Below are 25,676 nucleotides of genomic sequence, written 5' to 3'. Positions count from 1 at the left end.
AGCTACATCAGCGCCACCACCGGATAGCGCCGCCACCCCGGCTCCGCATGCCGCCGGCCCTGCGCGAAGAGAAAGCCCAGCACCGCCTGCGGGTCGGACAGCTTCTCGGGGTGCGCCGCCTTCCATTGCTCGAACTGTCGCGCCAGCGCGGGTTCGTCTTGCAGCATCTGCAGCGCGGTGTCTTCGAAGACATAGGCGGAGAAGTTCTCCTTCTTCTCCAGCACGCCATTGAAGAAGCCCCAGCGAAAGAAGCTGTCGTGGGCTTCGGGCTCGAGCGTCTCGACCGCGTAGCGGGCGTTGGGCTGGTCGAGCGGGATCCACGCGTCGCCTGCATATGCCTGGAAGGGCTCGGTGTGCGTCGCCAGCACCACCTGGTCATGGAACATGTGGCCCTCGTAGGCGTTCGCGCGCGACGTCACGGCCTGTACGCGGTACACCCGCGCCGCATCGAACAGCCGGTCGGCGCCCAGGCGCTGCATGTCAACGCCGTTCCACTGCAGGCGCTCGATCACTTCGCGCCACGCCTGGGGCACCAGGTAGGCCCTGGGCGCGGCGACCGTCGCGTCTTCCACGCAGCGGTCGAAGTGCACGATGTCCTTTTCCCACGGCTGGTTGCGGTCGTAGGCCAGGCGCTGGTAGTTGCCGAGCTGGCTGGGCGTGCGCACCGCCTGGTAGCCCTTGAAACGCAGGCTGGCCGGCCGGGTGTGGTCGTTGCGCCATGTCAGCGGCCAGCGCGCCTGCTGCGCCGCGGCGGCGCGGGCCTCTCGTCGCAGCTGCTGGATGCGCGGCGCATGGGCCACGGTGAAGTCCAGCACCACCTCGACCAGCGTGCGCATGGCGGCCACGCGGTCGGCGTAGGGCTTGAGCATGTGGGTTTCGGGCATGAAGCCGATGGTGTGGTGCAGCGCGGCGTAGCCGGTGGAAAAGCGCGGCAGGTCGAGAAAGTCCTCGATGCCGTCGTCCGGCGTCTCGGCCAGCAGGTTCACGTACGGGCAGGTGGGCCAGCCGCGCCGGTCCATGTCGCCATAGATGGCCGGCAACATGCGCTCGCGCAGGAAGCCGCCCAGCGCGCCGCCCAGCTTGTCGGGCTGGGTCGGGATCAGCGTCATGGTGCAGGCGTAGTCGGCGCCGTTCGAGGTGTGGGTGTCGACCATCACGTCGGGGCGCCACGCGGTGAAGAAGCGGTTGAACACCTGCGCGGCGAGGCTGTCGCACTTGATGAAGTCGCGGTTCAGGTCCAGGTGCCGGCCGTTGCCGCGAAAGCCGAACGACTCGGGCCCGAGCTGGTTCACGCGCGAGGTGGCCTGGCGGTTGATGCAGCCGTCCACGTTGTAGACGGGAATGAACAGGAACACGGTGTCGCCCAGCGCCGCGAGCCGCTCGGGCTGCGTGCAGAAGTCGCGCACCAGCGCCATGCAGGCGTCGATGCCCTCGGGCTCGCCGGGGTGGATGCCGTTGTTGTTGAAGAACACCGGGCGGCCCTGCTGCTGGAGCGCCTCGCGCGCGAACACGCCGTCTGCGGTGACCACGCCTGCATGCATCGGCACGCCGGTGTCCGACACGCCGATCTGGTGCCACCGCAGCACGCCGGGGAAACGCTCGGCCAGCCGCTCGTAGAAGGCGACGCACTCGGCCCAGGTGGTGGTCCGGTTGCCGTTGCCGCTTTCGAAAGGCGTGGGGTACAGGGGGCCAGGTTCAGCGGTCATGAAGAAGCTCCGTTCACGCAACGACAGGGTCCGGCGGCTGCGCGGCGTAGCAGTTCGCCAGCAGTTCGCGGGTGTAGGGGTGTGCCACCTGGCCGGCCGTGATCTGCGCCGCGGCGAGCGTCTCGACGACGACGCCATGGCGCATCACGGCCACGCGGTCGCACATGTGGGCGATCACGCCGAGGTCGTGGCTCACGAACAGGAAGGTGGTGCGCAGGTCGCGGCGCACTTCCATCAGCAGGTTCAGCACCTCGGCCTGGATGGAGGCGTCCAGCGCCGAGGTGGGCTCGTCGAGCAGCAGCACCTCGGGCTCCAGCACCAGCGCGCGCGCAATCGCCACGCGCTGGCGCTGGCCGCCGCTCAGCTGGTGGGGAAACCGGAAGCGAAAGCTCTTGCCCAGCCCGACGCGCTCGAGCGCGGACACCACGCGCTGCTCGATGCGATCGAAACCGTGGAAGCGCATGGCCTCGCTCAGGCAGCGGTCGATGGTGTGGCGCGGGTGCAGGGAGCCGAACGGGTCCTGGAAGATCATCTGCACCTTCAGCCGGTACTCGCGCTGCGGCGCCACGCCGGCCGCGCGCCGGTGGCCCAGCACCTCGACGTCTCCCTGCCAGTCGCCGTCGAGCCCCGCCAGCACGCGCAGGAGCGTCGACTTGCCGCTGCCGGAGCCGCCGACCACGCCGAAGGACTCGCCCTTGCGCACCTCGAACGAGGCCTGCTTGACCGCCTGGTGGCGCTGCGCGCCATGGCCGTAGAACACATCCAGGCCGTGGCAGCGGATGGCGCTCTCCGGCAGGTTGGCGGCGGGGGTTTCACTGCGCATGGCGGGCCACCGTGTCCTGGATGAGTTGCCGGTCGATGGTGGGCAGCGGCTGGCCCGGGTTCTGGCCGGTGGGCATGCAGTTGAGCAGGCCGCGCGTATAGGGGTGCTGCGACTGGAACAGGTCCTTGGCGGCGCACGACTCCACCACCTGCCCGCGGTACATGACCAGCACGCGGTCGCAGAAGTGCGCCACCATCTTCAGGTCGTGGCTGATCATGAGCAGGCCCATGCCGCGCTTGCGGATCTCGCGGTCCATCATCTCCAGCACCTGGCCGCGCACCATCACGTCGAGCGCCGAGGTGGGCTCGTCGGCGATGAGCAGGCCGGGCTCGGCCATCATCATCGCGGCGATCATCACGCGCTGGCCGATGCCACCCGAGAGCTGGTGCGGATAGGCGTCGTAGACCCGCTCGGGGTGGTCCACCCCCACGGTCTCCAGCATCTCCAGCACGCGGGCGCGCGCCTGGGCCGGCTTGAACACACCGTGCAGCAGGCCCGCCTCGGCAATCTGCTTGCCGACGCGCAGCACCGGGTTGAGCGAGAACTTCGGGTCCTGCAGCACCATGGCGATGCGGCGACCGCGAATGGCGCGCCAGCCCGAGGGCGTCTGGCGCGTGAGGTCGGCGCCGTCGTAGGTCATGCGGCTGGCCGTGGACCGGCCGGGCGAGCGCACCAGCCCCAGGATCGCGCGCGCCGTCATCGACTTGCCCGAGCCCGACTCGCCCACGATGCCGATGCGCTCGGCGCCCATGCGCAACGACAGCGACTTCACCACGTCGACCGGCCCGCTGGCTGTCGGGTAGGTCACCGTGAGGTCTTCGATGAGCAGCTCAGCCATTTTTCGGGTCCAGTACGTCGCGCAAGCCGTCGCCCACCAGGTTGAAGGCCAGGCTGCCCAGCAGGATGGCCACGCCGGGCACGGCCGCCACCCACCACTGGTCGAAGATGTACTGCCGCCCGGTGGAGATCATGGCGCCCCACTCCGACATCGGCGGCTGCGCGCCCAGCCCCAGGAAGCCCAGGCCGGCGGCCGTGAGGATGATGCCCGCCATGTCCAGCGTGACGCGCACCACCGTCGAGGGCAGGCAGATCGGCAGCAGGTGGCCGAACAGGATGCGCGAAGTGCGCAGGCCCTGCACCCTGGCGGCCTGGATGAAGTCGCTGCCGCGCACGGTGCGTGTCTCGGTGCGCGCAATGCGCGCGTAGGCCGGCCATGCGGTGATGGCGATGGCGATCACCGCGTTCACGATGCCCGGCCCCAGCACGGCCACGAGCGCGAGCGCCAGCACCAGCCGCGGGAACGCCATGAAGATGTCGGTGACGCGCATCAGCACCGTGTCGACCCAGCCACCGAAGTAACCCGCGCACATGCCCAGCAACAGCCCCAGCGGCGCCGACAGCAGCGCCACCAGCGACACGATGAGCAGCGTGGGCCGCGTGCCGTAGATGACGCGGCTGAGCAGGTCGCGCCCGAGCTGGTCGGTGCCCAGCCAGTGCGTGGCGCCCGGCGGCAGCAGCCGCTGCTGCACGTTCTGCGCGTTGGGATCGAACGGGGCCAGCCAGGGCGCGAACACGGCCGCCAGCACCATCGCCGCCAGGATGACCAGGCCGAACACCATGGCCGGGCTGCGCACCGCGCGCAAGCCCATGCGGTACCAGCGCCCGCAGCGCGCCTGAAAGGCCGACGCGGGCGCCTCGCTGAGCCACCAATCCTGTCGAAGCATCATGACCTGGCCCTCGGGTCCATCAGATAACCGAACACATCGGACGCGGTGTTGAGCACCACGAAGCACAGGCCCACCAGCAGGGTGCCGCCGAGCACGGCCGACACGTCGGCGCTGAACAGCGCATTGGTCACGTACAGGCCGATGCCGGGCCAGGAGAACACCGTCTCGGTCAGCACCGCGCCTTCGAGCAGCACCGCATACGACAGCGCGATCACGGTGACCAGCGGCGCGGCCACGTTGGGCAGCACGTGGCCCACCAGCACCCGCAGCTCCGACGCGCCCTTCACGCGCGCCGTCATCACGTACTCCTTGCCCAGCTCTTCGAGAAAGAACGCCCGCGTCATGCGCGAGATGTAGGCCAGCGAGAAGTACCCCAGCAGCGCGGCCGGCAGCAGCAGGTGCGACAGCCCGTTGCGAAAGGCTTCCGCGTTGCCGGCGCGCAGCGTGTCGACCAGCACCAGGTTGCTCCAGCTGTCGACCGTGTACTGGTACACGTCGTCCAGCCGCCCCGGCCCGCCGACCCAGCCCAGCCTGGCGTAGAAGACCAGCAGGCCCACCAGCCCGAGCCAGAACACCGGCACCGAATACCCCAGCAGCCCGACCAGGCGCAGCAGCTGGTCGATCCATCGGTTGTGCTGGTGCGCCGCGAGCATGCCCAGCGGCACACCGAACATCACGCCCAGCACGATGCCCAGCGTGGCCAGCTCCAGCGTGGCCGGAAAGTACTGGCGCAGGTCTTCCAGCACCGGGCGTCCCGTCGAGGTCGAGCGGCCCAGGTCGCCCTGCGCCGCGTCGCTCACGTAGCGCACGAACTGCGTGGCGATCGGCCGGTCGAGCCCCATGCGCTGCCTGGCCTCCTGGTAGGCCTCGGGCGAGGCGCGGTCGCCGACCACCTGCAGCACGGGGTCGATGGGCGCGGCCTTGCCGATCAGGAAGGTGACCAGCAGCACCAGCAGCATCAGGACGAAGGACAGGCCAGACCGCAGCAGGGCGGCCGGAGCGACCGGAGCGACGCGCTTGCGCATGGCCGTGCTACTTGGTGACGCCGTCGTACTTGATCAGGTCGGCCACCGTGCCCTGCACGTAGCCCTTGACGTTGCTGCGCAGGGCCACCCGGTTCTGCTCCTGGAAGGTGATGATGAACGGCGACTTCGCCTGCACCTCGCGCTGCAGCCCCTGGTAGGCCGCGGCGCGCTTGGCCGGATCGACCTCTTTCAGCGCCGCCATGGTCTTGGCCGACAGATCGGGAATGAGCCAGCCGTTGCGCCATGTCGTGGTGCTCTGGTAGGCGCTGTCGCTGTTGTCCACGTTGTACGCGAACGACTTCGCATTGGAATGCGGGTCGAAGAAGTCGGGGCCCCAGTACAGCAGGATGGCCTCGTGCTTGCGGGCTCGGTAACGGGTGAGCACCTGGGCGCCGGTGCCGGGCAGCAGGTTGAGCTTGATGCCCGCCTTGGCCATGGTGGCCTGCATCGACTGCGCCATGTCCATGAAGCGCTGGGTGTTGATCAGGTCCATGTCGATTTCGAGGCCGCCGATGCCGGCCTTGGCGAGGATGGCCTTGGCGCGCTCCGGGTCGGCCTTGTAGGGGTTGGTGGTCAGCGCACCCGCGAAGCCCACCGGCAGGAAGGCCTGGTGCGTGCGCATCTGGCCCTTGAGCAGCTGCGTCGAGATGCCGTCGTAGTCCACCAGGTAGCGCATGGCCTCCCACAGCGCGGGGTTGCGCAGCTTCTCGTTCTTGAGGTTGAGCGCAATGAAGTGCACGGCGGCCGCGGGGAAGTCCTCGATGCGCACGTCGGTGCGCGCCTTCAGCGCGTCGAGCTGGTCGGCCGCGAGGTCGCGCGCGATGTCGGCGTCGCCGGACTCCAGCAGCAGGCGCTGCGTGGCGGACTCGGCCACGCTCTTGATCAGCACGTTGGCGGTCTTGGGCAGGTTGAAGGCCTTCTTGTTGGCTTCGAGAAGCAGCACTTCCTTGGGCTTGTACAGCTTCAGCTTGTACGGGCCGCTGCCGGCGGAGTTGCGGTTGAGCCACTGGTTGCCCAGGTCGCCCGCCTTCTCGTTGGCCAGCACCAGCTTCTCGTCGACGATGGCGCCGGGCCGCGCGGCCAGCACGCTCAGCACGTAGGCCGGACCGAACTCGCCGCTCCAGCCGAGCACCAGCGTGTCGGCCGCGCCCTTGCGCGCCATCTGCTCGATGTTGTCGGCGGTCCAGCCCAGCTGGCTCAGGATGAAGGCCGGCGCCTTGTTCAGCTTGAGCACGCGCTTGAAGGAGAACACCACGTCCTCCGGGCGCACCGGGTTGCCGCTTTCGAAGGCGGCGCCCTTGCGCAGCGTGAACTCGATGCTCTTGCCGTCGGCCGCCGGCTTCCAGCTCGCGGCCAGGCCCGGCTTCAGCTGGGTCGGGTCCGCGGCGTCGTACTGCACCAGGCGCTCGTAGATGTTGGTCACCACCTCGCCGCTGGAGAACTCGAAGGCCTCGGCGGGGTCGAGGCTCACGATGTCATCGATGTTCTTGACCACCACCAGCGTGTCCTTCGGCGTGGCGGCCCACGCGGACAACGAGAAGAAGACGCCTGCAACTGCCGCGCAAATTCGAGGGTTCAAGGTTCACTCCGGGTGAGGATGAGAAGAGGCAAGGAAGGGGATCGGGCGAATCAGGCCGCGCGCCGCGCGAGCCATTGCTCGTACAGCACGAAGCCCCTGGCGGCCAGGCCGCGCGCCTCGAGGCAGGCGTCGAGCACCGGGCCGGTGTAGGCACCGGCGGCGTCCAGCAGGTTCAGGGTGCCCAGCATGCGGGTGCCGTCAAGCACCGGGATGTTGATGACAGCGCCCAGGCCATGCCGCACGATCGTGGGCAGGTCGGAGAAGTGCGGGCCGAAGTCCTCGGGCTGGCTGGCCACGAAGCACTCGCCGCGCTCCATCAACGCGGTCCACTCGGTGTGGTCGCGCGGCTTCTTGCCGTGCACCGGGTAGGCCTCGGGCTGGGTGGTGTAGATCCGCTCGACGCTGGCCTCGTCGGGCAGCACGCGGCTCACGGTCAGCAGCTTGTGGCCGATGCGCTGCTGGAGCAGGTCGCTCACGGCGGCGAAAGTGACTTCGTGTTCGTACGCAGGGCTTGCGTTCATGCTCGGGTGTCTTTTTTCTTGGAAAGTCGGGCCTTGGCCCCGGTGGGTGCCTTGGCTTGTGCCTTGGCTTGTGCCTTGGCTTGTGCCTTGGCTGGCGTCGTGGCGCCGGACACCCGTGTGGGGGAGCCATGGCTTTGCAGGTCGTGCGCGGTGTGGGGGTCGTCCCCATCGGCCTTGAACAGCGGCGCGGTACCGACCCACAGCGCCTTGGCGGGCTGGGCGAAGGGGTTTTCCCAGCAATGCGGCGTGGTGGACGGCAGGTGCACCGAGTCGCCCTCGTCCAGCTGCAATTCGCGGCCGCCGAGCGTGTAGCGCAGGCTGCCGCTCAGGATGTAGACCAGCTCTTCGCCGGGGTGGGTGATGGGCGTGGACTTGTGCCCCGCCGGAATCGTCACCACCAGCCCGTTGACCACGCTGCCGGGAAACTGGCCGCTGACGCGGTCGAAGGTCATGTCGCCCGCCTGCAGCTGGAACGGCGAGCGAGCGCTCTGCGGAAAGTGATGGCCGCCGGCATTGCGCGCCTGGAAGAAGTAGTCCAGCTCCAGGCCCAGCACCTCGCCGATGCGCATCAGCGCGGTGAGCGAAGGCGACGCCAGGTTGCGCTCCAGCAGCGAGATGTAGCCGATGCTGAGCTCGCTGCGTTCGGCCACCTCCGCCAGGCTCAGGTGCAGCAGCCGGCGGCGCGCCCGCAGGGCTTCGCCGATGTCGGCGAGAACCCCCGTTTCGCGGCCGGCGGGCGCGGCGCTCGTGGGTTGCGGCTCTTTCGAAGGCTGCGTTTTTTTCATGGTGATGAAAAAGTGTAGCAGTCTCAGTAAAAATGTTTTACTTTTCTAGCGGTACTTTTTAATGAATCGCGCGGCCGGTGGCCGTTCGTGACCGTGAAGGGCGCGGCCGGCGGGTGCGCGTGCCGAAAGTACCGGCAGCGAAGGAGCCGGTGGCTGTCGCGGCCTTGTCAGCCGATTCCCTCCTACCTGCGCTGCGGCTACAGTAGTCGCCCCGATCGGTCATCCAGCCCTTGCGCCAAGAGTCTGCGAAGACTCTGCCAAGGGTCAGGCAAGCGCCAGACCAGGCCACAAACACACATTCAAGGAAACACGCCATGGGCGCCCAATGGAAAGCGAAACACAAGGATCTGGCGGCCAATGCCAAGGGCCGGCTGTTCGGCAAGCTCGCCAAGGAAATCATGATCGCCGCGCGCGCCGGCGCCGATCCGGCCGGCAACTCGCGCCTTCGCCTCGTGGTGGAGCAGGCCCGCAAGGTCTCGATGCCCAAGGAAACGCTGGACCGCGCCATCAAGAAGGGCGCCGGCCTCACCGGCGAGTCGGTGCATTTCGAGCACGTGATCTACGAAGGCTTCGCGCCGCACCGCGTGCCGGTGATGGTCGAGTGCCTGACCGACAACGTGAACCGCACCGCGCCTGAAATGCGCGTGCTGTTCCGCAAGGGCCAGCTGGGCACCTCGGGCTCGGTGTCGTGGGACTTCGACCACGTCGGCATGATCGAGGCCGAACCCGCCAGCCCCGACGCCGACCCCGAAATGGCCGCCATCGAAGCCGGCGCGCAAGACTTCGAGCCGGCCGCCGAAGACCACCCCGTGGTGTTCCTCACCGACGCCACCGACCTCGACCTGGTGAGCCGCGCGCTGCCGGCGCAGGGTTTCACCGTGCTGTCGGCCAAGCTGGGCTACAAGCCCAAGAACCCGGTCGACCCGGCGAGCCTGAGCGCCGAAGACCTGGAAGAAGTCGAGACCTTCCTGGCGGCCATCGACGCGAACGACGACGTACAGAACGTGTTCGTGGGCCTGGCGGGCTGAGCCTTTCGCCCGCATGCTCGCCGGAAAGTGCCTCTGCGGCACCGTCCACTACGCGGTGGCCGACGAATTCGCCTACGCGCTGAACTGCCACTGCTCGGACTGCCGGCGCGCCACCGGCTCGGCGTTCAAGCCCTTCGCGGGCATCGCGCGCGGCAAGCTGGCGATCACGCAGGGCGAAGACCGGCTGTTGGTCTACGGCACCCCGGACGCGGGCGACATCCATTGCGGGCAATGCGGCTCGCTGCTTTGGTCGGTGGTGCGCGACGGGCAGTTCGTGCACGTCACGCTGGGCACGCTGGTCGATGCCCCCGCGATCCGGCCGAGCGCGCACATCTTCGTGGGCTCGAAGGCGCCGTGGTTCACCATCCTGGACGACCTGCCGCAGTACCAGGGGCACGCCGGCGAGGGCTGAACGCCCTGATTTGCCCGCCTCCATGAAAAAAGCCGGCCTCTTTCGAGGCCGGCCTTGCGTCCGGAGCCGGGTTGCCTGGCGATCAGAACGGAATGTCGTCGTCCATGTCGTCGAAGCCCGACGACGACTTGGCCGGAGCCTGGCGCGGCGCCGGTGCCGGCGCGCGGGGTGCTGCCGCCGGTGCGCGCGGGGCGTAGCCGCCACCACCACCACCACCACCACCGCCACCGCCACCACCGCCACCATTGCCGCCCTGCGAATAACCGCCGCCGCCGCCTTGCGAGTAGCCGCCATCGTCCTCCGGACCGCCCGACGGGCCGCCCTGGCCCGAACGGCTGCCGAGCATCTGCATCTGGTCGGCGCGGATTTCGGTGGTGTACTTTTCCGCGCCGTCCTTGTCGGTCCACTTGCGCGTGCGCAGGCTGCCTTCGACATAGACCTGCGAGCCCTTGCGCAGGTACTGGCCGGCGATTTCGGCCAGGCGGCCGTTGAAGACGATGCGGTGCCACTCGGTGGCTTCGCGCATTTCGCCGCTTTGCTTGTCTTTCCAGCGGTCGGTGGTGGCCACCGTGACGTTCGCGACCTGGTCGCCGCTTGGGAAAGTACGCATTTCGGGGTCGCGCCCCAGGTTGCCGACGACGATGACTTTATTGACCGATGCCATATGCACTGCCCCTGATAAGTAGATGAAGGAGGAGGTTGAAACGAACCCTCGATTGTGCCCGATGCCGCCCCTCCGGCCGAGCCGCCCGGCGACGTCGCCATGCCGTCCGGTGGTTCCGTCCCCCTCGCCAGGAAATTCGCCGCGGACTATCATGTCCGGTTGCCCTCGGACGATCGCCCCCTTGAATTCAAAATCCATTGAAAAAGCCGCTGCAGCAGCCCGCGAGGACCAGGCGGACCGCGAACGCGACGCCTACCTCGGCGCGGTGCTGGCGCAGCAGCGCATCAGCATCCGCGGTGCGCGCACCCACAACCTGAAGAACGTCGACCTCGACATTCCGCGCAACAAGCTGGTGGTGATCACCGGCCTGTCGGGCTCGGGCAAGTCGAGCCTGGCCTTCGACACGCTGTATGCCGAGGGGCAGCGCCGCTACGTGGAAAGCCTGTCGGCCTATGCGCGGCAGTTCCTGCAGCTCATGGACAAGCCCGACGTCGACGTGATCGAGGGCCTGTCGCCCGCCATCAGCATCGAGCAGAAGGCCACCAGCCACAACCCGCGCTCCACCGTGGGCACGGTGACCGAGATCCACGACTACCTGCGCCTGCTGTACGCGCGCGCCGGCACGCCCTACTGCCCCGAGCACCACCTGCCGCTGCAGGCGCAGACGGTCTCGCAGATGGTCGACGCCACGCTGGCGCTGCCCGGCGAGCCGCGCCTGATGATCCTGGCGCCGGTGGCGCGCGAGAAGAAGGGCGAGTTCCTCGAGCTCTTCGCCGAGATGCAGGCCGCCGGCTACGTGCGCTTTCGCGTCGACGGGCAGACCTACGAATACAACGACCTGCCCAAGCTCAAGAAGACCGAGAAGCACGACATCGACGTGGTCATCGACCGCCTGCGCGCGCGCGCCGACATGCAGCAGCGCCTGGCCGAGAGCTTCGAGGCCGCGCTGCGCCTGGCCGAGGGCCGCGCCATTGCGCTCGAACTCGGCACGAAGCCGGAGGGCAGCGCCGATGGCGCTGCGGGCGCTCCGGACAAGGAACACCTGTTCAACGCCAAGTTCTCCTGCCCGATCTGCCACTACTCGCTGTCGGAGCTCGAGCCGCGCCTGTTCTCGTTCAACTCGCCCGTGGGCGCCTGCCCCAGCTGCGACGGCCTCGGCCACCGCGAGGTGTTCGACCCGGCGCGCGTGGTGGCGTTTCCGTCGCTGTCGCTGGCCAGCGGCGCCATCAAGGGCTGGGACCGCCGCAACGGCTACTACTTCAGCATGATCGAGAGCGTCGCGAAGCACTACAAGTTCGACGTCGACGCGCCCTTCGAATCGCTGCCGGCCTCGGTGCAGCAGGTGCTGCTGAACGGCTCGGCCGCGGAAGAGATCAAGTTCAACTACGTCATGGAGTCGGGCAACTTCGCGGGCAAGAAGCTCACGAAGAAGCACCCCTTCGAGGGAATCATCCCGAACATGGCGCGGCGCTACCGCGAGACCGACTCGGTCATGGTGCGCGAAGACCTCGCGCGCTTTCGCAACCTGCAGCCCTGCCCCGACTGCGGCGGCTCGCGGCTGCGGCCCGAGGCGCGCAACGTGTTCCTGGTCGACGAGTCGAGCCGCCCCGTCGACGGCAGCGAACCGCCGCGCATGGCCATCTTCGAGTTGAGCCACCTCACGCTGCGCGACTCGCTGGCCTGGTTCCAGAAACTCCAGCTGCGCGGCGCCAAGGCCGACATCGCCGACAAGGTGGTGCGCGAGATCGGCCTGCGCCTGAAATTCCTGAACGACGTGGGCCTGAACTACCTGAGCCTGGACCGCAGCGCCGAGACGCTGTCGGGCGGCGAGGCGCAGCGCATCCGCCTGGCCTCGCAGATCGGCTCGGGCCTCACGGGCGTGATGTACGTGCTCGACGAGCCCAGCATCGGCCTGCACCAGCGCGACAACGACCGCCTGATCGGCACGCTGAAACACCTGCGCGACATCGGCAACAGCGTGATCGTGGTCGAGCACGACGAGGACATGATCCACGCCGCCGACCATGTGATCGACATGGGCCCCGGCGCCGGCGTGCACGGCGGGCGCGTGATGGCGCAGGGCACCTACGCCGAGGTGTCGGCCAACCCCGACTCGCTCACCGGCCAGTACCTTTCCGGCACGCGCAAGATCGAAGTGCCCAGGCGGCGCACCGCATGGCTGCCGGTGGTGAGCAAGCCCGCGTTCAACGAAGGCAAGAAGGCCTCGCGCTTCCCGCCGAGCCCCGCCGCCGAACGCCGTGCCGCGCGCGAGGCCGCGCACCTGGCCACGCAGACCGACCTGCAGGAGATCCGCGTGGTCGGTGCCACCGGCAACAACCTGAAGAACGTGAGCGTGGCCTTCCCGGTCGGCCTGCTGACCTGCGTGACCGGCGTGTCGGGCTCGGGCAAGTCGACGCTGGTGAACGACACCCTCTACACCGCCGTGGCGCGCACGCTGTACCGCGCGCACGACGAGCCGGCCGCGCACGAGTCGGTGGAAGGCATCGAGTACTTCGACAAGGTCATCAACGTCGACCAGAGCCCCATCGGCCGCACGCCGCGCAGCAACCCGGCCACCTACACCGGCCTGTTCACGCCCATCCGCGAGCTGATGGCCGAGACCAACACCGCGCGCGAGCGCGGCTACGGGCCGGGGCGGTTCAGCTTCAACGTGGCCGGCGGGCGCTGCGAGGCCTGCCAGGGCGACGGCGTGGTGAAGGTCGAGATGCACTTCCTGCCCGACGTGTACGTGCCCTGCGAGGTCTGCCACGGCCAGCGCTACAACCGCGAGACGCTCGAGGTGCTCTACAAGGGCAAGAACATTGCGCAGATCCTGGAGATGACGGTCGAGACCGCGCACGAGTTCCTGAAGGCCGTGCCGACCATCGAGCGCAAGCTGCGCACGCTGCTCGACGTGGGCCTGAGCTACATCAAGCTCGGCCAGTCGGCCACCACGCTGTCGGGCGGCGAAGCGCAGCGCGTGAAGCTCGCGCTGGAGCTCAGCAAGCGCGACACCGGCCGCACGCTGTACATCCTCGACGAGCCGACCACCGGCCTGCACTTTGCCGACATCGAGCTGCTGCTGAAGGTGCTGCACCAGCTGCGCGACGCGGGCAACACCATCGTCGTGATCGAGCACAACCTGGACGTCATCAAGACCGCCGACTGGCTCATCGACATGGGCCCCGAAGGCGGCGCGGGCGGCGGCACGGTGGTGGGCGAAGGCACGCCGGAAGACATCGCGGCGAACGAGGCGAGCCACACGGGGCGGTACCTGAAGCGATTGCTGCCGAACTGACCGAGCGACATGGCCCGGCCATGGTCACTCGCTCAGATCGCCAAGCAGTCCTCGCTGGCCGTTGTCGAACCACGCCGAATCGAAGCCGTCGGCCAGCAGGATCGGCTGCACGGCGCTGGTGCCGGCCTCGTTCAGTCGGCGCAGGTACTTCACCAGCGTTTGAGCGTCTTCCGTGAGGATGTGCGTCAACGACTCGCAGATTGCCTGGGCGATCAGCTTGATGTCGTCCTTGACTGCACTGCGGTCATCGCCTCCATCCCGCTTGAGATCGCGCATGAGCAGTCCCGCTGTCATGGCGTGGTCGATGTTGAAAGGCAGCACCTCGAAGTTGCGCAAGGGCAAGTCGGTCACGGCCTGCTTGACCTGGAACTCCGACGCCGCAATCGCCGAAAGATACAACGGCACGCCGCGCTTCAAGGCTTCTCGCAGATAGCTGACTGCGGCTTGATGATGGGCGCGCGCGGGGTCGGCCAGCGAGATCAGATAGCTCGTGTCGAGCAGGATCGCGCTCACTCCTTGCTTCCCCGGAGCTCGTCGACCCACGCCCCCGCATCGGGCACATCGCGCCAGGCCTTGGCGCCTCGTTGGGTCAGGCGGTCGAGGTCCTTTTCGTTGAACTGGCTTTCGTGCTCGACGAACTCCAGCAGCCTGGCGCCTCGGTACTCGCGCGTCATGACGTTGTATTCGGCAACGATCCGAATCATCGCGGGCTTGTAGAGGCGATTGGCCTTTTCATCCCGGAGCATTTCGCGGGCGGCGTCGACCAGCAGCACTTTTCCGTCCGGCAGGCGAATATGCGCGTTCGGTTTCGTGTGCCCGCCCATGTCCTCGATCTCGCCACGCACATAGCGCTCGACGCGCACCCACTGGTCCGCATCGTCGGCCCTGAAGTCGGATTCGGCACTGATCACAATGGCGGCGGGCAGGAAATCGGCCCCGATGCTCACCCGCCATCGGCGGCCACCGCGCGCACTCTTCTGCCAACGCTCGATCACCGCGCGCCGCTTCAGACCGACACCGTCCATCTCCTGATTGCTGGCCAGCTTTCGCAAGTCGTTCAACAAGACCGGATTGGCCGTAGGCGCCGTACGAATGGCGAGCGAGCCCTTTTCGACGGAGACATCGAGCGCACTGGTGTCGACGTCGTTGCTGTCGCCGCGGAGAAACTCATCCACGTCCCTTGCGAACGTACGAAGCACGGACAGCGGCACACGGTCGGGCGAGATTTCGTATCCGGCCGACTCGTCGTGCAAAGCAATCAGCAACTCTTGCGCTTCCATCAGGTGATTCTAGGTTCCGAAGCAGTTTCCTTGTAGAGGGCGTCAACGCACGCCCGGCGCATGGCCGGCACGAATGCGCGGGCCGCGCCACAATCGCGGCCCATGCCTTCCTTCACCCCGCGACAGTTCACCATCCTCGTGCTTCTCACGCTCGTCTGGGGCTTCAACTGGCCCGTGATGAAGCTCGGCGTGGCCGACTACCCGCCGCTCGGATTCCGCGCGATCTCGATCTGGCTGGGCCTTCCGGTGCTGGCGCTTGCGCTGGTGTGGCTCAAGGTGCCGTTTCGCGTGCCGCGCAGCGCGTGGCCCGAGCTGATGTGGCTGGGCGCCACCAACATGTTCGTGTGGCACGCCTGCATCATCCTGGCGGTGAAGGCGCTGTCGGGCGGGCGCGCGGCGATCCTGGGCTACACGATGCCGGTGTTCTCCGCGGTCATCGGCGCGCTGCTGTTCTCGGCCGCGCTCACGCGGCGCGCGTGGCTGGGCGTGGGGGCCTGCGCGCTCGGCGTGGGGCTGCTGCTGTGGCACGAGCTCACCGACTTCGCGGGCCGCCCGGGCTACGTGGCGCTCGCGCTGGTGGCGGCCGCCACCTGGGCGCTGGGCACGCAGCTGCTGCGCCACACGCGCATCGGGCTGCCCACGCTCGCGCTGTCGTTCTGGATGACGGCGCTCACGGCCGTGGTGATGACGGTGCTGTCGCTGCTGTTCGAGCGCGACCAGCTCTACTGGCCGAACCGCGTGACATGGGGATCGATCGGCTACAACGCGGTGCTGATCTTCGGCTTCGCGCACGCCGCGTGGTTCTACCTGGCGCGCGGCCTGCCGCCGATCGCCTCGACGCTGAGCGTGATGTTCATCCCCGTGCTCGGCGTGTTCAGCGGCGCCGTGTGGCTCGGCGAGGTCGTGCACTGGCAGGACGGCGTGGCGGTGGCGCTGATGGTGGTCGCCATCGCCTCGGTGCTGTGGCCTTCGCGCGCCGCGGCGAAAGCCTGAGCCTTCAGGCCTTCAACTGCTTCAGTTGCTTCAGTTGCTTCAGGTCGTCGTCTGCACGTGCAGGCGGCTGGTCTTGCAGCGGTGCAGCGCGCGGTAGTGCTCCAGCGGCCGGCCATTGGCACCGTAGGCGATCGACTCGATGCGCAGCAGCGGCTCGGGGTGCGGCAGGTTGAGCAGCTGGCAGGTGTCGGCGTCGGGCAGCACGGCATCGATCCAGCGCTCGGCGCGCACCAGCCGCAGCCCGTACTGGCGGCGCAGCACGTCGTACAGCGAGCGGTCGTCCAGCCGCGTGCGGTGCAGCCCCGGCGCGAGGTCGGCGGGCACCACGGTTTCCACCAGCAGGCGCAGCTCGCCGTCCACGCTGCGCAGGCGCTTGAGCGCCACCACCTGGGTGTCGTCGGTCAGGCCGAGCGACGCGGCTTCCTGCTCGGTGGGCAAGCGCAGCTCCTGCGTGAGGATCTGCGTGCGCACCGAACGGCCCTTGCGCTCCATCTCGTCGGAAAAGCCCAGCACGGTGGAGACGAAATCTTCGTCGCGCTCGCGCGCCGACACGAAGGCGCCGCGGCCCTTGATCTTGTAGATGAGGTTGTTGCGCACCAGGTCGGCCAGCGCCTCGCGCACCACGATGCGCGAGATGCCGAACTGCTCGCCGAGTTCGGCCTCGGACGGCAGCTTGGCGCCGATGGGCAACGCGCCCTGCAGGATCTGCAGGCGCAGGGCGTCGCGGAACTGGGCCCACAGGGGGGATTCGGAGCTCCGGTCGAGCACGGTCGAAATATCGTTCGGAGGGTTCACTTTAGGACTGGCCGATGGCCGAGCGGGTCGTCAATGATGCATCGAAAGGTGCGGGCGCATCGGCCGCCACCGGCGAGAGGCGCACGCCATGGCGCTCGCGCAAGGCGCTCGCACAGGCCTGCAGTTCCCTGTGCGCCTGCGCCGCGTCCCAGCCCAGCGCCTCGGCCGCGATGCCCGCCATCTCGGCGAGCGCGGCGTCGGTGACGAGGCCGCGGATCGCCAGCAGCGTGCGGCGGATCACGAGGTCGTCCAGGTGCACCACGCCGGTCTCCAGGCACAGGTAGGACAGCTCGGCGGCCGAGTAGTCGCTCGCATGCCGCAGCGGCACGTCGCCCGAAGCACCCAGGCGCTGCGCCAGCGGCATCGCCTTGGAGCCGTAGCGGCGCAGCAGCGTGTGCGCCCGCGCGCGGTCCACGCCCGAGGACGCCACCATGCGGTCGACGAAGCGCTCCACCGCCTGCGCGTCGGCCGGCAGCTCCGCGCCGCCGCCGATGGGGATCGACTCGGTCGACGCGGTGCGCGGGCGGCCCAGTTGCCGCAGCACCTCGTCAGTGGCTTCCTCGGCCAGCGCGCGGAAGGTCGTCCACTTGCCGCCGACCAGGCCCACGATGGGAATGTCGCGCGTGGCGTTCGGCGCATCGAGCACCACCGAATGGTCGCGCGAGATCTGCCCCGGCTTGTCGGCGTCGGAGCGCGCGAGCGGGCGCACGCCGACGTAGGTGTAGACCACGTCGCCACGGCCGAACGACAGGTTCGGGAACACCTCGCCCAGCACCTCGAGCAGGTAGTCGACCTCGGCCGGCTCGGTGCCGATCTGGTCGGGGTCGTCCACCGGAATGTCGGTGGAGCCCACCAGCACGCGGTCGAGAAAGGGGTAGACGATGCACACGCGCCCGTCGACCGCCTCGAAGTACGCCATGCGGCCTTCCAGCGCGTCGCGCAGCGCGGGGTGGTCGAGCACCAGGTGCGAGCCCTTGGTGCCCATCACGCGCGAGCCCGCGCCGCCCAGCACGGCCGTGCTGCGGTCCAGCCACGCGCCGCTGGCGTTCACCACGGTGTCGGCCGTCACGCGCACCAGCGCGCCGGTGAGCTCGTCGCGCAGCGTGAGGATGTTGCCCGCGCAGCCCATCACGCGGCAGTAGTTGGCCGCGGCCGAGCGCGGCTGGTCGCGGCAGGCGTCGCCGATGAGCTCGAGGACGAGCCACTCGGGGTGGCTGATCCACGCGTCGAAGAAGGTGGCGGTCCAGCGCACGGCGGCGCGGAACAGGCCGCGGTCGGCGGCCGGCACGCGGCTGATGCGGTGGTTGGGCATCACGCGCTGGCGCCGGCCCAGCAGGTCGTACAGCCGCAGGCCCGCGGCCACGGCCAGCAGGCCGCGCGTGCGTTGCGGCGGCGTGCGGCCGAAGAACTTGAGCGCGCTGCTCATCAGCCCGCCGAAGAAGCTCGACAGCGGCACCACCGTCTTCAGCGGCTGCACCAGGTGCGGCGCGTTGCGCAGCAGCAGGTTGCGCTCGCGCGTGGCCTCGGCCACCAGCGAGAAGCTGCCGTTCTCCAGGTAGCGCAGGCCGCCGTGGATCATGCGCGACGGCGCGCTGCTGGCGCCCGCGCTGAAGTCGCCCTTGTCGACGATGAGGCAGTCCACGCGCTGCAGCGACAGGTCGCGGAACACGCCGACGCCGTTGATGCCGGCACCGACGATCACGGTGGAGAAATGGCGGTCGGCCAACGCAGCCGGCCGCACGAAGGGCAGTTGCCAGGCGCTCATTGCACGCCCCCCGCCAGATGGGAAAACACAGGAGACATGGTGTCGATCAGTTCGTTGAAGCCGGCGTTGAAGTCGGCATGGGCGCGCGCCTGCGCGGCGTCGGGTTCGACCGTGTCGCAGGGCGCGAGCAAGGCGCTGCCTTGTCCGGCGTGGTCGATGCCTTGCGACATGGCCGCGTAGAGCGCGGCGCCGCGCGCGCCGGTCTCGTCGTCGGCACAGCGCTCGACCGGGCGGCCGAGCAGGCCGGCCAGCAGGTGCACGAGGCGCGTGTCGCTGGCGCCGCCGCCGAGCACGGTCGAGGCCGACACGGGCAGGCCGCAGGCGGCCAGCCGTGCCGTGTGGCGCGCATGCAATGCCGCCACCGCGTCGACCACCGCGCGCGCCATGTCGCCGCGCGTGTGGTGGCTCTTCAGGCCGACGAAGCCCGCCGTGACGCCACCGCCGCCATTCACGAACGGCAGGAAGCGCAGGCCGCCGGCGCCCAGCGGCACCGACATCGCCAGGTCGACCACGGCGCGCGCATCGGGCAGCCCGAGCACGCCGGCCAGCCACGCGATGTTGGCCATCGAAGACGGGCTGTTCTCCATGTAGAGCCGCTTGTCCGCGCGGCCGAAATTCACCACCGCCGCCACGCCGGGCTTGGGCTCGAGCACCGGGCCGATCACCGCGTTCACGCACCACGTGCCGAACACCGACACGGCGCGCCCTCGCCCTTCGGCGCAGATGGCGGTCATCGAGGCCAGCAGGTCGATCGCGCCCATTGCCACCGGAATGCCCGCGGGCAATCCGCACAGCGCGGCCTCCGCGGGCTGCAGCCGCCCGATCGCCTCGCCGCTCGGCACCAGCGGGCCGAAGGCGCGCGGGCCCAGGTCGGCGATGCCGGAGGCGTCGAAGGCCGCCTGCGACCACGTGCCCGATGCGATCGACACCAGCCCCGCGGTGCTCGCGTCGCTGGCGTCGGTGGCGATCTCGCCGGTCAGCAGAAAGCCGAGGTAGTCCTTGGCGAACAGCAGCCGGCGCACCGCGCCGCGCTGCACGGCGTCGGTGCCCAGCAGCTCGGCCGCGATCACGGTGGGCTGCCCCGGCCACGGCCTGCAGCCGACGTCCGCGAACAGTGCGTCGCCGTGGCTCAGGCCCAGCGAGCGCGCCCGCGCGTCGGCCCGCTGGTCGGTCGAGGCGATGGCCTTCCCGCCCACGAGCTCGTTGCGCGCATCGAGCGCGTAGAGCCCCGCGCCGTGGCCCGTGCAGCCGATGGCGCGGACCTCGGCCACGCGGGCGCCGAGCTGGTGGGCGACGTCGCGCAGCACGTGGGTCAGGGCGGCGCGGATGGCCCCCGCGCCCACTTCGCACCCGCCCCCGGGCAGCCGGTCGTGCGGCAGTGGCATTCGTGACAAGGCGACGGCCCGGCCGCTCCCGGCCTCGAGGGCCAGGGCTTTCAGGCTGCTCGACCCCATGTCGATGCCGATCAGTATGTTTGGCTTCATGTCATAACAGCTTCGACTGAATAAAAGCACCTTGCCAGTAGCGTTTCCCCTAGTTATCCCGCCAAACAGGCAACGCGTACATTCTAGCCTGTCATAACAACTGTCGTGACACCGAGGATCAAAGGGCTGCCTTGAAAAGCAGCATCGCAAGCTGTGCCACTCAACGTGAGGAGACAAAAAATGAGGCGTAATTTCCTGAAGTCCGCCGCGGCAGCCGGCATCGGCCTGGCGGGCGCGAGCGCATTGGCGCAGCAGGCCGCGGCCCCTGCAGCAGGTGCGGCAGGAGCCGCCGGCGGCGGCCTGCGCGGCAACCCGAGCGACGTCTACGTGATGAACGTGATGGTGTCGGGCGTGGAGTACTGGTTTCCGGTCTACGAAATGATGAAGCAGCTCGGCCGCACGCTGGGCGTTCGCACCCGCTACTCGGGCACGCCCGAGTACGACGTGAACAAGCAGCTCGCGTCGTTCGAGCAGGAACTGGCGCGCAAGCCCGCGGGCATCCTGCTGCACCCGATGAACCCCGACCCGTTCATCGAGCCCATCAACCGCGCGGCGGCCATGGGCATCCCGGTGGTCACCTTCGCGGCCGACTCGCCGAACTCCAGGCGCACCTCGTTCGTCACCTCCGACAACGACCGCGAAGGCACGCAGGCGGCCGACGCCATCGCCGCCTCGCTCAACGGCAAGGGCGAATACGCCGTGCTGGAGAACCCCGGCCAGGACAACCACGACCGCCGCATCGCCGCCTTCGTGAACCGCATGAAGGCCAAGCACCCGGGCATGAAGCTGGTCGGCCGCGCCGCCAGCAACCAGGACCCGAACAAGGCCTACCAGGCGGTGCTGAGCCTGGCGCAGGCCAACCCGAACCTGGGCGCGCTGTTCATGCCCGAGGCCAACTCGGCGCTGGGCGCGGCGCAGGCCAAGGTGGAGACCAAGAAGAACATCAAGGTGATGTGCTGCGACGTGAACGCCAAGATCCTGGACATGATCAAGTCGGGCGACGTGTTCGGCTCCATCAACCCCAACCAGGGCATGCAGGGCTACATGGGCATGATGATGCTGTTCCTGGCGAAGAACCCCACGCTCATCGACCCGATGAACGACGCCAAGCGCAACGCCACCAACCCGATGGCCGTGCCCTTCCTGGACAACGGCCTGTCGGTGGTCAGCAAGGCCAACGCCGACGACTTCTACTGGGACAAGTACCTCGCGCGCCGTGGCACCAAGGGAATCGGCGAGTGAGTGAGCAAGACGCAATGAGCCCCCTGCTCCAGTTGCGTGGCATCAGCAAGCGCTTCGGCGCTTCGCGCGCGCTCACGGGCGTGGACTTCTCGCTCGAGCGCGGCGAGATCCACGCGCTGTGCGGCGAGAACGGCGCGGGCAAGTCCACGCTGATGAACATCATCGACGGCATCCACCAGCCGGACGAGGGCGAGATCTCGCTCGACGGCCGCGCGGTGGCCATCGACGGCCCGGCCCAGGCCATGCGCCTGGGCATCGGCCTGGTGCACCAGGAAATCGCCCTGTGCGGCGACGCCACCGTGGCCGAGAACATCTTCATGCCGGAGATCAACGCCGGCAAGCACGCGTGGATGAACTACGCCAGCCTGAACGAGCGCGCCGCGAAGGTGCTGCAGCGGCTGGGGCAGGACGTCGACCCGGCGTGCCTGGTGAAGGACCTGAGCATTTCCACGCAGCAGCTCATCGAGATCGCCAAGGCGCTCACGCTCGACTGCAAGGTGCTGATCCTCGACGAGCCCACCGCCGCGCTCACCGACAACGAATCGGCCGCGCTCTTCAAGGTGCTGCACGACCTGCAGGCGCAGGGCATCGGCATCATCTACATCAGCCACCGCATGGCCGAGATCTTTGCGCACTGCACCCGCGTGACGGTGCTGCGCGACGGGCGCAACGTGCACAGCGGCCCGCTGGCCGAGCTCGACGCCGACGGCCTGGTGCGCCGCATGGTCGGGCGCGACCTGGGCAACTACTACCCGCCGAAGCAGGACGGCACGACCCACGGCGAGCCCGTGCTCGAAGTGAGCGACATCGCCGACGGCGAGCGTGTGCACGGCGTGTCGTTCACGCTCAGGCGCGGCGAGATCCTCGGCATCGCGGGCCTGATGGGCGCCGGGCGCAGCGAGCTGGCCGAGACCGTGTGCGGCCTGCGCGCCGCCACGCGCGGCAGCGTGCGGCTGCGCGGCAGGCCGCTGGCCATCCGCAAGTACAGCGACGCGCTGCGCGAAGGCATCGCCTACCTCAGCGAAGACCGCAAGGCGGCCGGCGTGTACCTGGACCTGCCCATTGCGCAGAACATCGCCTCGATGGCGCTGAAGCGCGTGAGCTCGCGCTTCGGCCTGCTGCAGCGCGCGGCCGAGCACAAGCTGGCGGTGGAGCTGGGCGCCAAGCTCAGGCTCAAGTCCGACGGCGTGGACATCGACGTGGCCAGCCTGTCGGGCGGCAACCAGCAGAAGGTGGCCATCGCCAAGCTGCTGGCCACGCACCCCTCGGTGCTGCTGATGGACGAGCCCACGCGCGGCGTGGACGTGGGCGCCAAGTCGGAGATCCATCACATCCTGCGCGAACTGGCCGGCCAGGGCGTGGGCGTGATCGTGATCTCCTCGGAGCTGCCCGAGATCATCGGGCTGTGCGACCGCGCACTGGTGATCCGCGACGGCCGGCTCGCCGGCGAAGTGCAAGACGAAGACATGACGGAAGAGGCGCTGCTGCGGCTGGCCTCCGGACTTTGCGAACAGGAAACAGCATGAACTACCCGGCACAACTCGACGCGGGGGCCACCGCAGGCCTGCCGCCACGACAGCAAGGCGGCGGCCCCGCGAAACCTTCCGGCAAGCTCACCAGCATGCGCGAGATGGGCCTGCTGCTCATCATCGCGGTGATGTGCGTGGCCATGAGCTTCGCCTCGCCCTACTTCCTCACCTGGGACAACGTGCGCGCGATGCTGCTGTCGTTCTCCATCGAGGGCATCGTGGTGGTGGGCATGACGATCCTGCTGATCGTCGGCGGCATCGACCTGTCGGTGGGCTCGGTGGTGTGCTTCGCGATGGTGGTGACGGGCAAGCTCTTCCTCATGGGCTTCGACCCGTGGACGGCCGGGCTCATTGCCATTGCCGCGAGCGCGGGCATCGGCGCGATGATCGGCGGCTGCGTCACGCGCATCGGGCTGAACCACTTCATCGCCTCGCTGGCCTTCATGGTCATCGTGCGCGGGCTGTGCCTGGCGCTCACGCAGGGCACGCCGCAGTCGCTGTTCTCGCTGCCGGCCGAGTTCAAGTTCATCGGCCAGGGCACGCTGTTCGGCATTCCGGCGGTGATCCTGATCTTCCTGGCGATCGTGGTGGTCAGCGACTTCGTGCTGCGCCGCTCCACCTTGCTGCGCCGCGTGTTCTACACCGGCAGCAACGAGAAGGCCGCGCTGTACTCGGGCATCCGCGTGGGCCACGTGAAGTTCTGGGTCACGGTGCTGTGCGCGGCCTCGGCGGGCCTGGCGGGCGTGATCTACACCGCGCGCTTCGGCGCCGCCACGCCCACCTTCGGCATGGGCATGGAGCTCAACGTGATCGCCGCCGCGGTGATCGGCGGCGCCAGCCTCAAGGGCGGCTCGGGCACGGTGCTGGGCGCGGTGCTGGGCCTGGCGCTGCTGTCGGTGGTGACCAGCTCGCTGATCCTGCTGGACGTGTCGCCTTACTGGCAGGACGTGATCAAGGGCCTGATCCTGCTCGCGGCCGTGACCATCGACCACCTCATGAACACGAGAAAGACCAAGCGATGAACAACAACAACAAGGCATCGATGAAGAAGACCACGCTCGGCCCCTCGGGCATCGAATGCTCGGCCATCGGCCTGGGCACCTGGGCCATGGGCGGCTGGATGTGGGGCGGCGGGGACAACGCCGCCGCCGTGCTGGCGATCCAGGCCTCGCTGGACGCGGGCGTGACCCTGATCGACACCGCGCCGGCCTACGGGCTCGGGCGTTCGGAAAGCATCGTCGGCACCGCGCTGAAGGGCCGCCGCCACGAGGCGGTGATCGCCACCAAGTGCGGCCTGGTGTGGCACACGCAGGAGGGAACGCACTTCTTTGAAGAAGACGGCCATCCGGTGTACCGCTACCTGGGCCGCGAGTCGATCATTCATGAGGCGGAAGAAAGCCTCAGGCGCCTGCAGACCGACTACATCGACCTGTACATCACGCACTGGCAGGACAGCACCACGCCGGTCGAGGAAACGATGGGCACGCTGCTCGAGCTCAAGAAGCAGGGAAAGATCCGCGCCATCGGCGTGAGCAACGTGAGCCCCGAGACGCTGGCCGAGTACCTGCGCTGCGGCCCGGTCGATGCGGCGCAGGAGCGCTACAGCCTGATCGACCGCGAGATCGAGCAGACGCTGGCGCCGCTGTGCACCGAGCACAACGTGGCGGTGCTGGGCTACTCGTCGCTGGCGCTGGGCCTGCTGGCCGGCCCCATCGACCCCGAGCGCCAGTTCACCGGCGACGACCAGCGCGCCGCCAACCCGCGCTTCAGCACGCAGAACCGCGCGAGGCTCAAGTCCTTCTTCGAAGAACTGGAGCCGCTGCGCCAGCACCTCGAATGCTCGTTCGGCCAACTCATGATCGCGTGGACGCTGGCGCGCGGCAGCGTCTCGGTGGCGCTGTGCGGCGCGCGCGTGAGCAAGCAGGCCGTCGAGAACGCGGCCGCCGGCGCGGTGCACCTGCGCGACGACGCACTGGCCCTCATCGACGCGGCCGCGGGCCAGCACCTGCACGCGCTGGCCTGAACGACCCCTTCACTTTCAACACAAGGATTTCTTTCGTATGTCGAAGGACAAGACCGCACGCCTGAACCGGCTGCTGAACAACGGGCGCTGCCTGGACATCGCGCTGGACCACGGCGTGTGCAACGAGCCCTCGTTCCTCAACGGCCTGGAAGACATGCCCGCGATCGTCGAGAAGCTGGTGGCCGCGGGCCCCGACGCCCTGCAGCTGAACTACGGCCAGGCCGACCTGCTGCAGGACCGCCCGGGCCGCGACAAGCCCGCGCTGGTGCAGCGCATCGACATGGGCAACCCCTACAACGCCACCGCGCACCGCGTGATGTGGGCGCTGCTGCAGAACGAGCACGACCCGGTGCTGCCGGCTGTGCAGCGCGACGCCGCCTGCGTGGTGGTGAACCTGTTCATGCTGCCGAACGAGCCCGACCTGTTTCGCCAGTGCGTGCAGAACATCGCGCGCGTGCGCGCCGACTGCGACCGCTACGGCATGCCGCTGATGATCGAGCCGCTGGTGATGCGCCCGCACAGCGAGCAGGGCGGCTACATGGTCGACGGCGACGCCGAGAAGATCGTCACGCTCGTGCGCCTGGCGCGCGAGATGGGCGCCGACATCGTCAAGGCCGACCCCACCACCGACCCCTCCGAGTTCCACCGCGTGGTGCAGGCCGCGCGCTGCCCCGTGCTCGTGCGCGGCGGCGGGCGCGAAGACCTGCAGCAGGTGTTCGCGCGCTCGCGCGTGCTCATGGACCAGGGCGCGGTGGGCATGGTGTACGGACGCAACGTGTACCAGCACGCCAACCCGTCGGCGGTGGTGGACGCGCTGATGGCCATGATCCACCGCGGCGCGAGCGCCAAGGAGGCGTGGGACATCTACGAGTCGGGCGGCACGAAGAAGAAGTGAGCTGGCGCAAGCCGAAGCAGCTGACGCGGCCGAAACGGCGATCTGGCGCCGTTAAAAAAAAGAGGTGGGAGAAGTAGGAGAGGTGGGAGAGGCTGTACGGCC

At 68.7% G+C, this 25,676-nt stretch carries 23 protein-coding genes; 9 read left to right on the top strand and 14 right to left on the bottom strand.

Going from position 1 to position 25,676, the window contains the following annotated elements:
• Nucleotides 1-2: 2 nt before the first annotated feature.
• The 8 genes from BM004_RS15360 to BM004_RS15325 are packed head-to-tail and all read right to left on the bottom strand — an operon-like array spanning nucleotide 3 to nucleotide 8,166.
• Nucleotides 3-1,706, bottom strand: a complete 1,704-nt coding sequence (locus BM004_RS15360; protein WP_093214560.1) for a M14 family zinc carboxypeptidase — start codon at nucleotides 1,704-1,706, stop codon at nucleotides 3-5.
• A 13-nt stretch (nucleotides 1,707-1,719) separates the two neighbouring features.
• Nucleotides 1,720-2,529, bottom strand: coding sequence for an ABC transporter ATP-binding protein (locus BM004_RS15355; RefSeq protein WP_093214558.1), 810 nt, complete (start codon nucleotides 2,527-2,529; stop codon nucleotides 1,720-1,722).
• Nucleotides 2,519-3,367 carry an ABC transporter ATP-binding protein gene (locus tag BM004_RS15350; RefSeq protein ID WP_093214555.1) on the bottom strand — a complete coding sequence of 283 codons (849 nt, stop codon included), beginning with the start codon at nucleotides 3,365-3,367 and terminating at the stop codon, nucleotides 2,519-2,521. Before BM004_RS15350 ends, BM004_RS15355 begins: the two co-directional genes overlap by 11 nt.
• The gene (gene nikC / locus BM004_RS15345; protein ID WP_218152697.1) at nucleotides 3,360-4,256 is read right to left on the bottom strand and encodes a nickel transporter permease; all 897 of its coding nucleotides are present in this window, start codon (nucleotides 4,254-4,256) and stop codon (nucleotides 3,360-3,362) included. Before nikC ends, BM004_RS15350 begins: the two co-directional genes overlap by 8 nt.
• The gene (locus tag BM004_RS15340) at nucleotides 4,253-5,281 is read right to left on the bottom strand and encodes an ABC transporter permease (protein ID WP_093214554.1); all 1,029 of its coding nucleotides are present in this window, start codon (nucleotides 5,279-5,281) and stop codon (nucleotides 4,253-4,255) included. Before BM004_RS15340 ends, nikC begins: the two co-directional genes overlap by 4 nt.
• A 7-nt stretch (nucleotides 5,282-5,288) precedes the next feature.
• Nucleotides 5,289-6,860, bottom strand: a complete 1,572-nt coding sequence (locus tag BM004_RS15335; protein WP_093214551.1) for an ABC transporter substrate-binding protein — start codon at nucleotides 6,858-6,860, stop codon at nucleotides 5,289-5,291.
• A gap of 50 nt (nucleotides 6,861-6,910) precedes the next feature.
• A complete protein-coding gene (locus BM004_RS15330; RefSeq protein WP_093127435.1) occupies nucleotides 6,911-7,381 on the bottom strand; it encodes a hypothetical protein in 471 nt (156 codons plus the stop codon).
• A complete protein-coding gene (locus BM004_RS15325) occupies nucleotides 7,378-8,166 on the bottom strand; it encodes a helix-turn-helix domain-containing protein (protein WP_093214548.1) in 789 nt (262 codons plus the stop codon). Before BM004_RS15325 ends, BM004_RS15330 begins: the two co-directional genes overlap by 4 nt.
• Nucleotides 8,167-8,480: 314 nt before the next feature.
• Between BM004_RS15325 and BM004_RS15320 the strand changes: the two genes are divergently transcribed.
• Both BM004_RS15320 and BM004_RS15315 read left to right on the top strand, forming a co-directional pair.
• Nucleotides 8,481-9,194, top strand: a complete 714-nt coding sequence (locus tag BM004_RS15320; RefSeq protein WP_093214545.1) for a YebC/PmpR family DNA-binding transcriptional regulator — start codon at nucleotides 8,481-8,483, stop codon at nucleotides 9,192-9,194.
• Between the two features lie 13 nt (nucleotides 9,195-9,207).
• The gene (locus BM004_RS15315) at nucleotides 9,208-9,606 is read left to right on the top strand and encodes a GFA family protein (RefSeq protein WP_093127443.1); all 399 of its coding nucleotides are present in this window, start codon (nucleotides 9,208-9,210) and stop codon (nucleotides 9,604-9,606) included.
• An 82-nt stretch (nucleotides 9,607-9,688) separates the two neighbouring features.
• Here BM004_RS15315 and ssb read toward each other — a convergent pair whose 3' ends face one another.
• Nucleotides 9,689-10,270: a single-stranded DNA-binding protein gene (gene ssb / locus BM004_RS15310; RefSeq protein ID WP_093214543.1), complete on the bottom strand. Its 582-nt coding sequence runs from the start codon at nucleotides 10,268-10,270 to the stop codon at nucleotides 9,689-9,691.
• Nucleotides 10,271-10,421: 151 nt separating this feature from the next.
• Here ssb and uvrA point away from each other — a divergent pair, with 151 nt between their 5' ends.
• Nucleotides 10,422-13,568 (top strand): excinuclease ABC subunit UvrA, encoded by a 3,147-nt coding sequence (gene uvrA, locus BM004_RS15305; protein ID WP_093214541.1) that lies wholly within the window; start codon nucleotides 10,422-10,424, stop codon nucleotides 13,566-13,568.
• Between the two features lie 24 nt (nucleotides 13,569-13,592).
• Here the strand turns inward: uvrA and BM004_RS15300 are convergent, their stop codons facing one another.
• Both BM004_RS15300 and BM004_RS15295 read right to left on the bottom strand, forming a co-directional pair.
• Nucleotides 13,593-14,081, bottom strand: a complete 489-nt coding sequence (locus BM004_RS15300; RefSeq protein ID WP_093214539.1) for a type II toxin-antitoxin system VapC family toxin — start codon at nucleotides 14,079-14,081, stop codon at nucleotides 13,593-13,595.
• On the bottom strand, nucleotides 14,078-14,848 hold the full coding sequence (locus tag BM004_RS15295; RefSeq protein ID WP_093214536.1) for a hypothetical protein: 771 nt from the start codon (nucleotides 14,846-14,848) through the stop codon (nucleotides 14,078-14,080). The genes BM004_RS15300 and BM004_RS15295 overlap by 4 nt, the downstream gene beginning before the upstream one ends.
• Nucleotides 14,849-14,950: 102 nt before the next feature.
• On the opposite strand from BM004_RS15295, the gene BM004_RS15290 reads away from it, so the two are divergent.
• A complete protein-coding gene (locus BM004_RS15290; protein ID WP_093214980.1) occupies nucleotides 14,951-15,841 on the top strand; it encodes a DMT family transporter in 891 nt (296 codons plus the stop codon).
• 39 nt (nucleotides 15,842-15,880) lie between these two features.
• Here the strand turns inward: BM004_RS15290 and BM004_RS15285 are convergent, their stop codons facing one another.
• The 3 genes from BM004_RS15285 to BM004_RS15275 are packed head-to-tail and all read right to left on the bottom strand — an operon-like array spanning nucleotide 15,881 to nucleotide 19,885.
• Nucleotides 15,881-16,636, bottom strand: a complete 756-nt coding sequence (locus BM004_RS15285; RefSeq protein WP_093127451.1) for a GntR family transcriptional regulator — start codon at nucleotides 16,634-16,636, stop codon at nucleotides 15,881-15,883.
• A gap of 1 nt (nucleotide 16,637) precedes the next feature.
• Nucleotides 16,638-18,401, bottom strand: a complete 1,764-nt coding sequence (locus BM004_RS15280; protein WP_093127454.1) for a glycerol-3-phosphate dehydrogenase/oxidase — start codon at nucleotides 18,399-18,401, stop codon at nucleotides 16,638-16,640.
• Complete coding sequence (locus BM004_RS15275) at nucleotides 18,398-19,885, bottom strand: FGGY family carbohydrate kinase (RefSeq protein ID WP_093214533.1); 1,488 nt, start codon at nucleotides 19,883-19,885, stop codon at nucleotides 18,398-18,400. Before BM004_RS15275 ends, BM004_RS15280 begins: the two co-directional genes overlap by 4 nt.
• 180 nt (nucleotides 19,886-20,065) lie before the next feature.
• On the opposite strand from BM004_RS15275, the gene BM004_RS15270 reads away from it, so the two are divergent.
• Genes BM004_RS15270 through BM004_RS15250 form a run of 5 tightly spaced genes read left to right on the top strand, consistent with a single transcriptional unit; the run spans nucleotide 20,066 to nucleotide 25,574 of the window.
• Nucleotides 20,066-21,127: a substrate-binding domain-containing protein gene (locus tag BM004_RS15270; protein WP_093127458.1), complete on the top strand. Its 1,062-nt coding sequence runs from the start codon at nucleotides 20,066-20,068 to the stop codon at nucleotides 21,125-21,127.
• Nucleotides 21,128-21,141: 14 nt separating this feature from the next.
• Nucleotides 21,142-22,653 (top strand): sugar ABC transporter ATP-binding protein, encoded by a 1,512-nt coding sequence (locus BM004_RS15265; protein WP_093214532.1) that lies wholly within the window; start codon nucleotides 21,142-21,144, stop codon nucleotides 22,651-22,653.
• A complete protein-coding gene (locus BM004_RS15260) occupies nucleotides 22,650-23,678 on the top strand; it encodes an ABC transporter permease (protein WP_093214530.1) in 1,029 nt (342 codons plus the stop codon). The genes BM004_RS15265 and BM004_RS15260 overlap by 4 nt, the downstream gene beginning before the upstream one ends.
• Nucleotides 23,675-24,679 (top strand): aldo/keto reductase, encoded by a 1,005-nt coding sequence (locus BM004_RS15255; protein WP_093214527.1) that lies wholly within the window; start codon nucleotides 23,675-23,677, stop codon nucleotides 24,677-24,679. The genes BM004_RS15260 and BM004_RS15255 overlap by 4 nt, the downstream gene beginning before the upstream one ends.
• Nucleotides 24,680-24,716: 37 nt before the next feature.
• A complete protein-coding gene (locus BM004_RS15250) occupies nucleotides 24,717-25,574 on the top strand; it encodes a class I fructose-bisphosphate aldolase (RefSeq protein ID WP_093214525.1) in 858 nt (285 codons plus the stop codon).
• Nucleotides 25,575-25,676: the final 102 nt, after the last annotated feature.

The sequence above is a fragment of the Variovorax sp. OK212 genome (assembly GCF_900112425.1).
Lineage (GTDB): Bacteria > Pseudomonadota > Gammaproteobacteria > Burkholderiales > Burkholderiaceae_C > Variovorax.
This window is presented reverse-complemented; position numbering and strand designations above follow the sequence as displayed.

Coding starts and splice junctions, on each gene's coding strand:
- BM004_RS15360 (WP_093214560.1), bottom strand. CDS start 1,706: ATGACCGCTGAACCTGGCCCCCTGTACCCCACGCCTTTCGAAAGCGGC.
- BM004_RS15355 (WP_093214558.1), bottom strand. CDS start 2,529: ATGCGCAGTGAAACCCCCGCCGCCAACCTGCCGGAGAGCGCCATCCGC.
- BM004_RS15350 (WP_093214555.1), bottom strand. CDS start 3,367: ATGGCTGAGCTGCTCATCGAAGACCTCACGGTGACCTACCCGACAGCC.
- nikC (WP_218152697.1), bottom strand. CDS start 4,256: ATGATGCTTCGACAGGATTGGTGGCTCAGCGAGGCGCCCGCGTCGGCC.
- BM004_RS15340 (WP_093214554.1), bottom strand. CDS start 5,281: ATGCGCAAGCGCGTCGCTCCGGTCGCTCCGGCCGCCCTGCTGCGGTCT.
- BM004_RS15330 (WP_093127435.1), bottom strand. CDS start 7,381: ATGAACGCAAGCCCTGCGTACGAACACGAAGTCACTTTCGCCGCCGTG.
- BM004_RS15325 (WP_093214548.1), bottom strand. CDS start 8,166: ATGAAAAAAACGCAGCCTTCGAAAGAGCCGCAACCCACGAGCGCCGCG.
- BM004_RS15320 (WP_093214545.1), top strand. CDS start 8,481: ATGGGCGCCCAATGGAAAGCGAAACACAAGGATCTGGCGGCCAATGCC.
- BM004_RS15315 (WP_093127443.1), top strand. CDS start 9,208: ATGCTCGCCGGAAAGTGCCTCTGCGGCACCGTCCACTACGCGGTGGCC.
- ssb (WP_093214543.1), bottom strand. CDS start 10,270: ATGGCATCGGTCAATAAAGTCATCGTCGTCGGCAACCTGGGGCGCGAC.
- uvrA (WP_093214541.1), top strand. CDS start 10,422: ATGTCCGGTTGCCCTCGGACGATCGCCCCCTTGAATTCAAAATCCATT.
- BM004_RS15295 (WP_093214536.1), bottom strand. CDS start 14,848: ATGGAAGCGCAAGAGTTGCTGATTGCTTTGCACGACGAGTCGGCCGGA.
- BM004_RS15290 (WP_093214980.1), top strand. CDS start 14,951: ATGCCTTCCTTCACCCCGCGACAGTTCACCATCCTCGTGCTTCTCACG.
- BM004_RS15280 (WP_093127454.1), bottom strand. CDS start 18,401: ATGAGCGCCTGGCAACTGCCCTTCGTGCGGCCGGCTGCGTTGGCCGAC.
- BM004_RS15275 (WP_093214533.1), bottom strand. CDS start 19,885: ATGAAGCCAAACATACTGATCGGCATCGACATGGGGTCGAGCAGCCTG.
- BM004_RS15270 (WP_093127458.1), top strand. CDS start 20,066: ATGAGGCGTAATTTCCTGAAGTCCGCCGCGGCAGCCGGCATCGGCCTG.
- BM004_RS15265 (WP_093214532.1), top strand. CDS start 21,142: ATGAGCCCCCTGCTCCAGTTGCGTGGCATCAGCAAGCGCTTCGGCGCT.
- BM004_RS15260 (WP_093214530.1), top strand. CDS start 22,650: ATGAACTACCCGGCACAACTCGACGCGGGGGCCACCGCAGGCCTGCCG.
- BM004_RS15255 (WP_093214527.1), top strand. CDS start 23,675: ATGAACAACAACAACAAGGCATCGATGAAGAAGACCACGCTCGGCCCC.
- BM004_RS15250 (WP_093214525.1), top strand. CDS start 24,717: ATGTCGAAGGACAAGACCGCACGCCTGAACCGGCTGCTGAACAACGGG.